Origin of the sequence: Nodularia sp. LEGE 04288 (assembly GCF_963896525.1) — a bacterium.
In the GTDB taxonomy this organism is placed as follows: Bacteria; Cyanobacteriota; Cyanobacteriia; order Cyanobacteriales; family Nostocaceae; genus Nodularia.
In genome coordinates, this window is the sequence record NZ_CAWQOY010000077.1 from 34,045 (window position 1) to 47,234 (window position 13,190).

At 40.9% G+C, this 13,190-nt stretch carries 13 protein-coding genes; 9 read left to right on the plus strand and 4 right to left on the minus strand.

Translation table 11 applies throughout. From position 1 onward, the window contains the following. The 4 genes from AACX33_RS05505 to AACX33_RS05520 all read left to right on the plus strand — a co-directional run bounded on the left by AACX33_RS05505 (window position 1) and on the right by AACX33_RS05520 (window position 3,555). Entirely contained in the window at window positions 1–1,449 is a 1,449-nt protein-coding gene (locus AACX33_RS05505) for an MFS transporter (RefSeq protein WP_194000843.1), read from the plus strand. Between the two features lie 185 nt (window positions 1,450–1,634). Then, a complete protein-coding gene (locus AACX33_RS05510) occupies window positions 1,635–2,012 on the plus strand; it encodes a hypothetical protein (protein WP_194000841.1) in 378 nt (125 codons plus the stop codon). 186 nt (window positions 2,013–2,198) lie between these two features. Further along, window positions 2,199–2,705, plus strand: coding sequence for a hypothetical protein (locus AACX33_RS05515; RefSeq protein WP_194000839.1), 507 nt, complete (start codon window positions 2,199–2,201; stop codon window positions 2,703–2,705). 70 nt (window positions 2,706–2,775) lie between these two features. Further along, complete coding sequence (locus tag AACX33_RS05520; protein WP_194000837.1) at window positions 2,776–3,555, plus strand: photosystem II S4 domain protein; 780 nt, start codon at window positions 2,776–2,778, stop codon at window positions 3,553–3,555. A gap of 3 nt (window positions 3,556–3,558) precedes the next feature. Here the strand turns inward: AACX33_RS05520 and ubiG are convergent, their stop codons facing one another. The 3 genes from ubiG to AACX33_RS05535 all read right to left on the minus strand — a co-directional run bounded on the left by ubiG (window position 3,559) and on the right by AACX33_RS05535 (window position 5,800). Beyond that, window positions 3,559–4,317, minus strand: a complete 759-nt coding sequence (gene ubiG, locus AACX33_RS05525; protein ID WP_194000835.1) for a bifunctional 2-polyprenyl-6-hydroxyphenol methylase/3-demethylubiquinol 3-O-methyltransferase UbiG — start codon at window positions 4,315–4,317, stop codon at window positions 3,559–3,561. Window positions 4,318–4,352: 35 nt separating this feature from the next. Beyond that, window positions 4,353–4,997, minus strand: coding sequence for a DUF4142 domain-containing protein (locus AACX33_RS05530; protein WP_227788868.1), 645 nt, complete (start codon window positions 4,995–4,997; stop codon window positions 4,353–4,355). 518 nt (window positions 4,998–5,515) lie between these two features. Continuing rightward, complete coding sequence (locus tag AACX33_RS05535; protein WP_194001098.1) at window positions 5,516–5,800, minus strand: hypothetical protein; 285 nt, start codon at window positions 5,798–5,800, stop codon at window positions 5,516–5,518. Between the two features lie 509 nt (window positions 5,801–6,309). Between AACX33_RS05535 and AACX33_RS05540 the strand changes: the two genes are divergently transcribed. The 5 genes from AACX33_RS05540 (at window position 6,310) to AACX33_RS05560 (ending at window position 11,421) form a co-directional block, all read left to right on the plus strand. Continuing rightward, window positions 6,310–7,437 (plus strand): saccharopine dehydrogenase family protein, encoded by a 1,128-nt coding sequence (locus tag AACX33_RS05540; protein ID WP_194000833.1) that lies wholly within the window; start codon window positions 6,310–6,312, stop codon window positions 7,435–7,437. Window positions 7,438–7,453: 16 nt separating this feature from the next. Next, a complete protein-coding gene (locus AACX33_RS05545) occupies window positions 7,454–7,705 on the plus strand; it encodes a TIGR02450 family Trp-rich protein (RefSeq protein WP_194000831.1) in 252 nt (83 codons plus the stop codon). Between the two features lie 530 nt (window positions 7,706–8,235). Then, entirely contained in the window at window positions 8,236–9,102 is an 867-nt protein-coding gene (gene bchL, locus AACX33_RS05550) for a ferredoxin:protochlorophyllide reductase (ATP-dependent) iron-sulfur ATP-binding protein (RefSeq protein WP_194000829.1), read from the plus strand. 29 nt (window positions 9,103–9,131) lie between these two features. Beyond that, window positions 9,132–9,869 carry a DUF5331 domain-containing protein gene (locus AACX33_RS05555; protein ID WP_194000827.1) on the plus strand — a complete coding sequence of 246 codons (738 nt, stop codon included), beginning with the start codon at window positions 9,132–9,134 and terminating at the stop codon, window positions 9,867–9,869. Window positions 9,870–10,011: 142 nt separating this feature from the next. Then, window positions 10,012–11,421, plus strand: coding sequence for a ferredoxin:protochlorophyllide reductase (ATP-dependent) subunit N (locus tag AACX33_RS05560; RefSeq protein ID WP_194000825.1), 1,410 nt, complete (start codon window positions 10,012–10,014; stop codon window positions 11,419–11,421). Window positions 11,422–11,537: 116 nt separating this feature from the next. Here the strand turns inward: AACX33_RS05560 and AACX33_RS05565 are convergent, their stop codons facing one another. Further along, window positions 11,538–12,953: a hypothetical protein gene (locus tag AACX33_RS05565; RefSeq protein WP_194000823.1), complete on the minus strand. Its 1,416-nt coding sequence runs from the start codon at window positions 12,951–12,953 to the stop codon at window positions 11,538–11,540. Window positions 12,954–13,190: the final 237 nt, after the last annotated feature.

Genomic DNA, 13,190 nt, shown 5'->3' on the forward strand with positions numbered 1-13,190 from the left:
ATGAACGATTCTGTTGATGAGTTTGCCCGAATGAATCCGGAAAATCCCAAACTGGATTTGAAAACCAAACTAGCTTATGGCGCAGGAGATTTAGGCCCAGCAATTACTGCCAATATTTCCATATTTTTTCTGCTGGTTTTCTTTACCAATGTGGCGGGGATTCCGGCTGGTTTAGCTGGTAGTATTTTAATGATTGGTAAAATTTGGGATGCCATCAACGATCCAATGATCGGGGTGTTGTCAGATAGAACTAAATCTAGTCGCTGGGGTCGTCGTTTGCCTTGGATGCTTTACGGAGCAGTTCCTTTTGGCATTATCTATTTTTTGCAGTGGATCATACCACGTTTTAGTGCCGACCCAAGTAGTAATATTTGGCCATTGTTTTGGTATTATGTCGTCATTGGGTTACTATCTCAGGTGTTTTACACTGTTGTGAATTTGCCTTATACGGCAATGACTCCAGAACTAACTCAAGATTATGATGAACGTACTAGCCTGAATAGCTTTCGCTTCGCTTTTTCCATTGGTGGTAGTATTTTATCGTTGATTTTAGCGCAAATTATTTTTTCGACAATTAGCGATCGCGAACAACAATATCTCGTATTAGCCGCAATTTGTGCGGTAATTTCGGTTTTGTCCTTATATGTGTGTATTTTTGGAGTGCGCGATCGCGTCTTAGCTTTTGAAGCCAAACGTACCCAAGCCGAACAACCTGCATCGATATCCTTCTTTGAACAACTAAAAATTGTCTTTAGCAATCGACCTTTTCTATTTGTGATTGGTATATATCTTTTTTCTTGGTTAGGAGTGCAAGTGACAGCCACCACTATTCCTTATTTTGTCGTCAACTGTATGGGTTTGAAGGATGCAGATGTCCCCACGGTGATGATTGCAGTTCAAGGAACAGCCTTGCTGATGTTATTTGTTTGGAGTGCTTTGAGCAAGAAAATCGGCAAAAAAGTGGTTTATTTTCTGGGGATGAGTTTATGGATTATCGCCGCCGGAGGACTGTTTTTTTTACAGCCTAATCAAATCGGTTTGATGTATGTCATGGCTGTGATGGCTGGTGTTGGCGTGTCCACAGCTTATCTCGTTCCTTGGTCAATGATTCCAGATGTGATTGACTTAGATGAACTCAACACTGGACAGCGCCGAGAAGGGATTTTTTATGGCTTTATGGTTTTGCTGCAAAAGTTAGGTTTAGCTTTAGGAATATTTTTAGTCGGAAACGCTTTGCAAGCCGCCGGTTTCCAAGCAACCTTAGCAGGACAAACTACACCCATACAACCCGAATCAGCCCTAACAGCCATCCGCATCGCTGTTGGCCCATTACCGACAATTTGCTTAATTTGTGGTTTATTCCTCACGTATTTTTACCCAATTACTCGTGAGATGCACGCAGAGATTATGATGAAACTTAAAGCACGTCAAGAAAATAGATGCTTTTAAGTAGGTCGGTGGAAATAAAGTTAACTAGCTAGGGTCGTCATTTGTCATTGCTCATTGGTCAGGGTTTCAGGAGTGGTCACGCCTAACTCATGACTAGAAGTCACAAGAGTGTGGCTTGTAGAAATCAATCATCAAAATTGGACTACCATAGCTGAGTATTGCAATATTTGGATTGTAAAAACTCTATGACTACAGTTACATCACAGGAAATTGCCTTGTTTCGTTCTCAATTAGCTGATGATTCTGAGGCTATGGAAGCGCTGGATTTGATAGAGGATTGTGATGGAGATTTGGAAGATGCAGCCATGACTCTGGCTATTCGGGCGGGACAAGAACCAGGTATGACTAATTCTGAGTGGTTGGATGCTATGGCCAGAAAATGGCGTGCGGTTATTTGTGAACAAGAATACCGCGAAGATTTGCTCAGTAACTCTCTGGGAGGGATCATGGAACGTCTCAAAACCATGCCGACATTTCCTCAGATTTTGGCTACGCCAGTTCTCATATATATTCTCAAGCAAGGTGTGAAGGATTTTTGTGAGCCAATGGATGCGCTCCAGTGATATCTGCTCCCAGAAAATGAGATAATAGGGAAATGCCAAACACAATTCTACATTTCCCATACTACAAACGTTTTGTGTCTTCTACCCTGTCTATTTCTGAATCTCTGAATTAGACACAAAATTGATTCCATTAGCACTGATAAGCTGTTAATCAAGAACTTTTATCAAACAATTATTATTAAATCAATGAATTACGTTGTTGCTGTATTACCAGACCGTATCCAAGCCGAAGGCGCTTACTTAGCTCTAGAAGCAGAAGGCATCAAAAGCACTATCCTGGGTAGGGGTTATAAAACTGCTGATGAATTTGGCTTGGTTGATCCCAAGGAGCAAGCCAAAAAGCAAGCCAAGCTGATGTCATACTGGTTGATACCATTCGGCTTTTTTGCAGGTTGTGCTTTCAGCCTGGCTACAGGTTTAAATACCTTTGCTTGGGCGGGGGAAATTGGGAATCACATCATTGGCGGACTGCTGGGCGCTGGTGGTGGCGCTATGGGTAGTGTGTTTGTTGGTGGTGGTGTTGGTTTAGTCCTGGGCGGTGGTGATGCTTTACCCTACCGCAATCGCCTAGATATGGGTAAATACATAGTTGTCGTTCAGGTTTCGGAAGCGATTAGTCGGCAAGTCACCCGGATATTACGGAAATTTGAGCCAGAAAATATCCAGGGTTATGCTGATTCAACAAACACATAGAAATTCAAAATTTCAGCATAGGTTAGTAATTTTGAACTCAAAGTTTAAAAAATAACTCAACATTGGGATCATGTTACCAAGAGAAGAACTTTTAAAGGGTGTTGAAAATCGAGATAGTGTAGCTCGTGTGATTGATCAGGCAGAACAAGCAATTAAAACTTGGGAAGTAGTTTTGACTGATTTTTTGTCTCCGCCGGAATTGGCAGAAATTAACAGGGTATTCAGTCGGTTAACAGACGTGCAATTAGTAGCCTGGGGCGGCTATCCCCAAGCAGAACGCCAAAAAATTGCGATCGCTCGTTCTGAACTTCCCCTAGATCAATCTCAAGTCTCCCTTGTCGCCCTAGAATTTGCTGGTAATTTTCTCTTTGATACCGCCTCTCACCGCGACTTTTTGGGCGCAATGCTGGGGACAGGAATCGTCCGTGAAAAGACAGGAGACATTATTGTTCTCGGAGAACGGGGAGCGCAAGCCATTGTTGCGCCGGAGTTGGCGGAATTTTTAGAAATGAGTCTGCAACAGGTGCGATCTGTACCGGTGAAAACTCAGCGCATTGATATCAACGAATTAAAAGTTAGGGAACCAAAGAAAAAGGAATTAACGACAGTCGAAGCCTCTTTGCGGTTAGATGCGATCGCATCGGCTGGTTTTGGGATGTCCCGCAGCAAAATGGTTAACTTTATTGAAAGTGGTGATGTCCGCGTCAATTGGAAAGACGTTAGTCAAGCTAGTTCTCAAGTGAAATCAGGGGACTTAATCGCTATTCGGGGTAAAGGACGTTTAGAAGTAGGGGAAATTGCCGTTACTAAAAAAGAACGTTACCGAGTTCAATTAACCAGATATATGTAGATTTTAAAGCTTCACAGCCTTACCAAGATACCAAACTGAAGTATTTTCATTGATTTTGATGGGAAATAGTTCTGATTTTTTGCCTTGATTTTTATAATTTAAACCTTTAAACAGGATATTTGTAAATGTTTGGAAATTCATCCCTCCTGTCAAGTCAAATCCTTTAATCACAACATTACTTAAGCCATTCTTTTCCATGACATCAGTTAATTCTGCGGGTTTAATAAACTTATTCCAGTCGTGAAGACCTGGTGGTATTTGCTTGAGAATATCCTCCAAAAGCCAAATCATAATCAATTTGGATTTAAAAGTTCTATTAATTGTGTCAAAGAAAAACAAACCATTTGTCTTTAACACTCTATGAACTTCCGCAATAACTTTACGCCAATCGGTGACGTGTTCCAAAACATCACAACACAAAACAGCATCAAACTTGTTGTTAGCAAAAGGCAGATTTTCAGCAATTCCCCAATGATAATCAATGTTTAAGTTATTTTCTTTAGAGTGCGCTTGAGCGACTTTAATTGATGGCAAAGATAAATCAATCCCAGAGACACTAGCCTCTTGTTTAGCTAAAGTTTCAGATGCTAATCCACCCCCACAACCAATATCTAAAACTTTAATTCCTTGCCATCTAGAAATATAACTTGAAAAAAAATCAATTCTAAACTTATTCAAGTGGTGAGATAAATTTAAAACTTCACCTTCTCTCCACCAATTATCTGCTTTTAAATCGTAGTATTCTAGATCATTTTTTTTCATTTGTGTGATAAATAGTCTGAATAAATAACTGTTTTTTATGGCTGAGTGGGTGGCATTAACAGCATATCAACCAATTGCAAGTGTGCATCTACAATGGGGAGATTTTTCACAGCAAAAGCTTGCAAGTCAGGGTCTTGACCTAGCTGTAACTGACGAGTATGGATAACTAAATTTTCCATGTGTCCGTTAATCCCAGCTTCATTTGTATATGCTTGGTCAAAATTTTTGCCAGAAAGTTCTGATAGTTGAGCTTTTAAGGCTTGATATTTGGGGCCAATATTGGTTGCTAGAGTAATTCCCTTTTGTTGAGCCAATTGCATTAATTCCTGATTCAAAGGCGTATGATCCTGAATCATTTGCTGGGCATATTGTTTGATGTTTTGGTTGTCTGACTTTTCTAGTGCCAGTTTTGCCATTTCCACTTCTGCCATTCCCGCTTGCGCGGCTTCTTGCAGATATAATCTGTCAACCCCACTCAGGCTATTTTGTGAGTCCTTAGCTCCCAAAGTTGTCGATATATGGGGTGTCGTTTGTGCGACTGCCCTTTGATTAATTTGAGCATAGCCAGTCATCGCGATGGGCAAAGCCCCGCCTCCGGCGATCGGTATCGCAGTAATAACTCCCACAATTCCCATCAGATGAATAAATTTTTTTGCCAAATTTCCATGCCATAAATTCATTTGGTTCACTTTCCTATACTTTTACTTATGTCATATATAGGACTACTATTTGATTTTTGAACAGACACGTAGGGTGTGTTAGCGGTAGCGTAACGCACCAAAGCCTTAATAATGGTGCGTTACGGACTTCATCCTAACGCACCCTACAATACTTAATTTTTTCATAAATCAAACCGGATTCCTATAGCTTTTCCTCGTCTGCTGAGGTACGAATTTATCTGTGTTGATCGGTGGTTGATTAATTCTTGTAGTATCTATTGAGGTGGGAATCGCTATATTTATTACTTTTATTATTCATATTTTCATGATTTACTGAAACTAAGTCAGACCCATGATTTGAGGCAAAAAACTCTTGTTTAGGAGCCACAGCATATACTAATAAACTCAAATATAGCGGTTCTCGGTTGAGTGAGATACAAGAACCCCACCCGCAAGCGATGAGGGGACTATAATGTACTCCATTCAAGTGCATACCGCTATAGCAAATACATACTGCGGCTCTGAATACTTTACTATTACTATTGTCCAGGAACTGGCTCACCTGGCGGGGTATCAGTATCAACTGGCGGGGTATCAGTATCAACTGGTGGGGTATCAGTATCAACTGGCGGGGTATCAGTACCAACTGGTGGGGTTTCGGTTTCCCCATCGGTGGGTGGTACTTGGGAGTTTATAGTACCAGTTGTAGACCTAGTTAAATTGGTTAATGCGAATGCTGGGACACTGATCAAAGCACTCACACTAGCGATTCCCACAAGGCTAGCAAGTATTTTGAAAAAACTTGTATTCTTGTTGACTTTCATTGGTATTTCCTGAGATTACAGCAGCCAATCTTTTAGATTGTCAAGGAATTTGATATAAATTGCACAAAATCCCGCAGAATTTTTAACTGTAATTAACTCTTATTCAGTCAGAAACACTGAATTTGGTTTGTGCATTTATTTTTCAAGATTAATTCTGTTAAATTTCCCAAACGTCTGTCTAAAGAATAAGATGATGTTAAACATCAAAGTAATGAAAAATACCAATATGTTTGATGATTTAACTTTATTTATGCAAATAAATATAATTATTTTATAAAAATAAAGAGCTGGACTATTGCAATCCTAAATAAGTTACGAACACGCACAAAAATTCTTCGGTAAAATATATCAGTTTAATTAGAAAATCTCCTAAATTTACCGAAAAATTCAGCCCATTCACTTCAAAAACTACTTTTTGCTGTGGTTTTTCGGCGAGTCATACTTGTAACCGATGACAAATAGGACAAAAAGCTGCTCAAATAAGAGTTGGTGTTGCCTATACTGGAGTAATGACAGACCGCATTTTGATACTTGGTGGAAGAGGGCGGATCGGTAGCAATGTTGCAGCGGATTTAGCCACCCACACACAGGCACAAATTACCATTACAGGACGTTCGCCAGAGACATCAAGCAGCGTCAGCTTGTCTTTGGGGAAGAATGTGGAGTTTTTGGTGTTGGACTTGGCAGAAGTGGATAAATTGAGAAAAGCGATCGCTAATTCCAATTTAGTTATCCATTGTGCCGGGCCATTTCACTACCGAGATGCTAATGTTCTCAAAATTTGTATCGAACAAGGCGTTAACTACATAGATGTCAGTGACCATCGTTCTTATACTAACAAGGCTCTAAATTATCACGAACAAGCTGTTGCTGCTGGCGTGACAGCAATTATTAATACTGGAATTTTCCCCGGAATTTCTAACAGCATGGCGCGTCAGTGTGTCGAACAATTTGATCAGCCAGAAAAAATACATTTAAGTTATTTAGTCTCTGGTTCTGGTGGTGCGGGAATTACAGTGATGCGGACAACTTTTTTAGGACTGCAATATCCTTTTGAAGCTTGGATAGATAACAAATGGCAAAAAATCCAGCCTTATAGTCAAAGAGAAGTCGTTGATTTTCCCTCTCCCTATGGACGCAGTGGCGTTTACTGGTTTGATATGCCAGAAACCTTTACTATGCCCCACGCCTTTCCATCAGTTAAAACTGTAGTTACCAAATTTGGTTCTATTCCTGACTTTTATAATCACCTCACTTGGATGACCGCGCATATATTTCCTAAATGGTTAATGCAGCGTCGTTACATGATTGAATTTTTGTCGCGCGTCAGTCATTTGATGACAGATTTCACCAATAATTTCAGTGGAATTGGGGTAGCGGTGCGTTCAGAAGTTATAGGTAAAAAAAATGGTGAAATAGCCGTTTATTGTTCCACTCTAGTGCATGAAAATACAGCCGTAGCTGCTGGCTGTGGGACAGGTAGCATTGCCCAACTTTTATTAGAGAACAAACTGAAAAAACCAGGTGTTTCACCTGTGGAAGAAGCACTACCAACAGATTTATTTATCCAAGCCATGCAAAACCGAGTGATTCAGATAAATTACAATTGGTGTGACACTCCCCCCGCGGAAAAATGACTACTTCTGATGATCAATGCCTAAAAAACAAAAATTTCCTCACCTAGTTGGTTCTAAATGGACAACACAGACAAAAATAGACGGCTGGCGGCACTTCCAAGTGGTCAACCGGAAAAATCAGAGTAAGTGGGTGTATGCCGAAATGGTGGCTGCTTGTGACCCTAGTGTCCGCTTTTGGTTAAATGCTAAATTGTTACAAGATAACTCTCAGTGGCAAGCTGGCTGGCAATCGCTACAGGAATTTGCGGCACTAGAATCTGAAATATAAGGCAATTTTGGAAAATTAATAATTTATTACAAACAAATTTATCAGGACTCAAAAGTATAACTCAGATAGTCTTGGTGGTGACTTGCGTTGGACAATATACCTGTCTATGGCAAATTACAGTCGTATTTTTAGCAGTGGATAGCGAATTTGTCTCTTAAATTTGCAAAATTAGCCCATTTTTCTGGCGTTCAGCTTGCTTGAAGCTAGTTTAAATCAATAAAAACTATATACAAAAGTACATAGATTTTTTTGTCTTTTGTAACTAATTTACTAAATAAGTTAATAAAAAATTTATTTTGTGAATTTATTTAACTAAATAACGGGATTCTATGTAGCTAAAACTCGAAATTAATCTTTGATAATCCTTAAGAAAATCAATAGTTTCGTTTTTCATATTTACCACCCCTTTCTTTTCTGTGTAATTTCGACAATAATGACAATCACACAGCTCAAACATCGCTATCCGCGGCTAGGTGAAGGCAAAAGCTTGAGCCACGAGTTTGACAACAAATTATTAGAGGCAAACAACAGTGAAACTAGCAGTTTACGGAAAAGGTGGTATTGGTAAATCCACAACTAGCTGTAATATATCCGTCGCCCTAGCCAAACGCGGCAAGAAAGTTCTGCAAATCGGTTGTGACCCCAAACACGACAGTACCTTTACTCTCACAGGGTTTTTGATTCCCACTATTATCGACACCCTCCAAGAAAAGGACTACCACTACGAAGATGTTTGGCCAGAAGATGTAATTTATAAAGGCTATGGCGGTGTAGATTGCGTAGAAGCCGGTGGACCACCAGCGGGTGCAGGATGTGGGGGCTACGTAGTAGGCGAAACCGTAAAATTACTGAAAGAACTCAACGCTTTTGATGAGTACGATATTATTTTGTTTGATGTGCTAGGTGACGTTGTTTGTGGTGGTTTCGCCGCCCCACTCAACTATGCTGATTATTGCATGATTGTGACTGACAATGGCTTTGATGCCTTGTTTGCAGCTAATCGGATTGCGGCATCAGTACGTGAAAAAGCCCGAACTCACCCACTGCGTTTAGCTGGTTTAATTGGCAACCGCACGTCCAAGCGGGACTTGATAGATAAATATATAGAAACTGTTCCTATGCCAGTTCTGGAAGTCTTACCTTTAATTGAAGACATCCGTGTTTCCCGTGTCAAGGGTAAAACTTTGTTTGAAATGGCAGAACAAGACCCTTCTCTGAACTACGTTTGCGATTATTACCTCAATATTGCTGACCAAATTCTGGCGCGTCCAGAGGGTGTGGTACCAAACGATACTCCAGACCGGGAATTATTCTCTTTGTTGTCTGATTTTTATCTAAATCCGGGTAAACCCCAGGTTCCTAAATCCGAAGAGGCACTAGACTTGATGATTGTATAACAACATCAATATTCAGGATGAGGAAAAATATGGCTTTCTTTAATAGCTTTACAGATTCAATAAGACAGAAGTGGTTGCAATTCTTTCAGGCCAACCGGGAATGGATTACCCTGCACATGACAGCAGAGTCGGTTTACACTCCTGATGGCGGAAAACGACCACCTTCATACCTCATCCTGGGCGTTGTCAATGCGCTAGAACCAAAACTGGCACAGTTAATGATGCCCTTTTCCCGGCTGAATCCTGACGCTGATACCCTGATTGAAGTGCTGGATTTGCATTTTGACCCAGATATTGCTCTGGGTAACCGTTTTATTCCTCCAGCCGAAATAGCAGCAGCAGAAGAGATCAATCACTACGAGTCAGCTGTGACTGTGGATGAAAACACTGAAGATGAAGCTCTGGCTATGTCTTATTCCAATGGCTTTGAGATGGATTCTGATCTGCAAAGTCTAGTAGTCGGCGAAGCCCAGTCCAGCGAAAATGATCTGGGTGATGAGTTCAGTGAAGGACTAGGTACGGAAGTAGATGATTTTGGTGAGATTTCTTTTGATGCACCCACTGGGTCTGAAGGAATGCTGGATGATCAAATGCTAGATGATCTGAATACATCAGACGAGAACGCCTTTAGAGACGTATTGTCAGATGTCTGGAGTGAGGAAACAGCACTGCACAAGAGAGAAGAAAATAACGATTTATTAGGGGAAGAACTGCCATCAGGAGTTTTTGATGAATCAGAAATTGCCCGTCTCTTCCCCAATGCTTAATTATTGCCGTTCCTGTTGAATATAGGGACTGCTAACTGGCACTATATGCCACAAACTACGGTATTCAGGGGGAAAGATCATCTCCCCCTCATACCTGCCCTATATTCACCTGCTATTAAATATCAAGGGGAGAAAAATTAAAATGACTGTCGCTCAACAACCAGAAGCTTTAAACTTTGAGTGTGAAACTGGGAATTACCACACCTTCTGCCCAATCAGCTGTGTAGCGTGGTTATACCAAAAAATCGAAGATAGCTTCTTTTTGGTAATTGGTACGAAGACTTGTGGGTATTTCCTGCAAAACGCGATGGGGGTAATGATTTTTGCTGAACCTCGCTATGCAATGGCAGAGTTGGAAGAGGGAGATATTTCGGCACAGCTGAATGATTATGAAGAGTTGAAGCGGTTGTGTTTGCAAATTAAACGCGATCGCAACCCTAGTGTGATTGTCTGGATTGGTACTTGCACTACAGAAATTATTAAAACTGATTTGGAAGGTCTAGCACCGAAGTTAGAATCAGATATTGGGATTCCTATCGTTGTCGCCCGTGCAAATGGTCTAGATTACGCCTTTACCCAGGGGGAAGACACTGTGTTGGCTGCAATGGCTCATCGTTGTCCTACTCATGCTCCGGCGGCGGAAACAGAAACGGAAAAGAGCGATCGCAATGCTATTCAAAAGCTGCTGAATTTCGGCAAAAAGAAAGAAGAAGTTATCAAAGATGAATCTGAGTATGTGGATCATCCACCTCTAGTTCTCTTCGGTTCTCTTCCTGATCCTGTTGTGACACAGTTAACTTTAGAACTGAAGAAACAAGGAATTAGAGTTTCCGGCTGGCTACCTGCAAAGCGCTTCACTGAATTGCCAGTCATTGAAGAAGGGTATTATGTCGCTGGTGTCAATCCTTTCCTCAGTCGGACTGCGACTACTTTAATGCGTCGCCGCAAGTGTAAACTGATTGGCGCACCTTTCCCCATTGGCCCTGATGGGACTCGCGCCTGGGTAGAGAAAATCTGCTCTGTGTTCGGTATTACTCCCAAAGGTTTGGATGAGCGTGAGGCGCAAATTTGGGAAAGTGTGGAAGATTACGTCAAACTGATTCGCGGTAAGTCTGTCTTCTTCATGGGTGATAACTTGCTGGAAATCTCCCAAGCGCGGTTCTTGGTACGCTGTGGGATGACAGTTCAAGAAATCGGCATTCCCTACATGGATAAGCGCTATCAAGCTGCTGAGTTGGCGCTGTTAGAAAAGACTTGTCAGGAGATGGGTGTACCTCTACCCAGAATTGTGGAGAAGCCGGATAATTACAATCAACTGCAACGGATTTATGCATCGAAGCCAGATTTGGTAATTACTGGTATGGCTCATGCTAATCCATTGGAAGCACGCGGTATTAATACGAAGTGGTCTGTGGAGTTCACTTTTGCTCAAATTCACGGTTTTACTAATACCCGTGACATTCTGGAATTGGTGACTCGTCCGTTACGTCGGAATAATAATTTGCAGGATATGGGTTGGGATAAGTTGGTGAAGGAAGAAGCGAAGATTTAAAGTTTGGGCTTGAATCAATGAACACCATAACACTATGATGATTAGGCGAACCAATGTTCGCCTTTTTTACTAACCGCAGAGGCGCAGAGGACGCAGAGGAAGAGAGGGAAATTAATTCAAATAGCAGATTGTAAGCTTAGGGGTTGAGAGGGAATGATGTACATTAATTCTGCACCGTCTGGTTTAATTTCTGTAGATGGAGTTAATTTAAGCCAGTCATGGAAGCTGATTCCTAGTTGGGATAAGGCTTGTATTTCTGTCTGGAAAGATTCAAATCGACGACTGGTTTCAATCATCGATTCCATTATTTCAAATACTTGGGGAAGACGTTTGTAAGCTTCTTTTTCAAATCTCCCTGTTAATGGAGTTGGATTACCTCCAAATAATCCCCATTTAATTTCACTACGATCTACAATTGCTGATGGAAGGGATGAGAGCCACTCATCATGATTTTGAGCCAGTTTTAATATATTCTCTCGGTGCATCTCAAAAACTGTATTTTCATTGAAATTCGGATCAATCCATTGGTAAATTTTGGTTAGTTTACGCAAATCAATCTGACCTTTAAACTGAGGATGTAAATATGCTGCTGGATTAGAAGTAAGCATGATTTCAATATATTTATTGAGCAGCAATCTAATAAATTTTGTCCCTTCCTGAAAACGACGAATTGCTGTTTCATGTTCTTTTAGTTCTAAATGACAACGTGCTTCTGCTATATACGCTAAACATAACGTCATGATATATTTGTCAATCATTGGGCTTTTCTGGGAAAGTTCATTAACTGTCAAATCTTTGTAAATATGTTCCGCTTCTAAAAATCGGTTAATCGCTTGGAGGGCGCTACTTCTACGATTTTCAGGTTTAGTCATAGTGAAGGCATTAACTGCTAATTCGATTCCAGCATGGAAGTTAGCATAGAAACTAAGGTCTATTTTGCGATTAATTTTATTTAATAGTTCTTGTGCTTGTTTTAGTTGTTGTTCTATTTCCTGGAGACGTTGTGCAATGACGGCAAAACCCATCACTGAGACACCAAGATTAAGTACACTCGCAGCAGTAGTTATCTGCAAAATTCCTTGATTTCGCAGTATATTCTGTCCAATATCCCCTATTTGAGTTTCAATACTACCTAAACGCCCATTAACATCAGCGAATCCTTTTCCTGAAATAGCTGCATTAGCAACTCCTGCTACCAAGCCAGCACCTGAGACAGCGAGATTTCCCAAACTTGCTTGTTCAACTCCCCCCAAACGCTGGTTGACATCAGCAAATCCTTTTGTAGTCACAGCAGTATTAGCTCCTGAAGTCAGCAGATTTGCCCCTGAAACTACAAGGTTTAGTAAATTCTGAGGCGAACCACTCGACGTTGGTACTAGAGAACTATTTGATCCATATTCACGTAACCAGGTGACGACTTGTTTGTTCCCTACTTCTCGAATTACACCGCCGACTCTTTCAAAAGTTCCATCCGCCAAGCCTTTCGCAATCCAATCTGCAAGCGCAAAAGTTACTGTAAGTGCTAAACTCATAATTTTTTATTCGTTGGTAAACCCTCAGCAGCGCGATGTCCCGTGAAAAGCTGCTTTGTCGATAAAAGCCGCAAATATACGCACTTTACTCAGTATTCCCAATTAAAGTTCTAATATCTCTACTAAACTAGCGCCTTTCTTTTTGTTGTCTACGCCTCTGTGGTATGCGCTACGCGAACGTTAAAAAGTGCGATCGCTACGCTTGCCAAAGGCATCGCTCAAATATCAGACCAATCA

Excerpts from the sequence above, each read along its gene's own strand:
- AACX33_RS05505 (WP_194000843.1), top strand. The coding sequence starts at position 1 with ATGAACGATTCTGTTGATGAGTTTGCCCGAATGAATCCGGAAAATCCC.
- AACX33_RS05510 (WP_194000841.1), top strand. The coding sequence starts at position 1,635 with ATGACTACAGTTACATCACAGGAAATTGCCTTGTTTCGTTCTCAATTA.
- AACX33_RS05515 (WP_194000839.1), top strand. The coding sequence starts at position 2,199 with ATGAATTACGTTGTTGCTGTATTACCAGACCGTATCCAAGCCGAAGGC.
- AACX33_RS05520 (WP_194000837.1), top strand. The coding sequence starts at position 2,776 with ATGTTACCAAGAGAAGAACTTTTAAAGGGTGTTGAAAATCGAGATAGT.
- ubiG (WP_194000835.1), bottom strand. The coding sequence starts at position 4,317 with ATGAAAAAAAATGATCTAGAATACTACGATTTAAAAGCAGATAATTGG.
- AACX33_RS05530 (WP_227788868.1), bottom strand. The coding sequence starts at position 4,997 with ATGAATTTATGGCATGGAAATTTGGCAAAAAAATTTATTCATCTGATG.
- AACX33_RS05535 (WP_194001098.1), bottom strand. The coding sequence starts at position 5,800 with ATGAAAGTCAACAAGAATACAAGTTTTTTCAAAATACTTGCTAGCCTT.
- AACX33_RS05540 (WP_194000833.1), top strand. The coding sequence starts at position 6,310 with ATGACAGACCGCATTTTGATACTTGGTGGAAGAGGGCGGATCGGTAGC.
- AACX33_RS05545 (WP_194000831.1), top strand. The coding sequence starts at position 7,454 with ATGCCTAAAAAACAAAAATTTCCTCACCTAGTTGGTTCTAAATGGACA.
- AACX33_RS05555 (WP_194000827.1), top strand. The coding sequence starts at position 9,132 with ATGGCTTTCTTTAATAGCTTTACAGATTCAATAAGACAGAAGTGGTTG.
- AACX33_RS05560 (WP_194000825.1), top strand. The coding sequence starts at position 10,012 with ATGACTGTCGCTCAACAACCAGAAGCTTTAAACTTTGAGTGTGAAACT.
- AACX33_RS05565 (WP_194000823.1), bottom strand. The coding sequence starts at position 12,953 with ATGAGTTTAGCACTTACAGTAACTTTTGCGCTTGCAGATTGGATTGCG.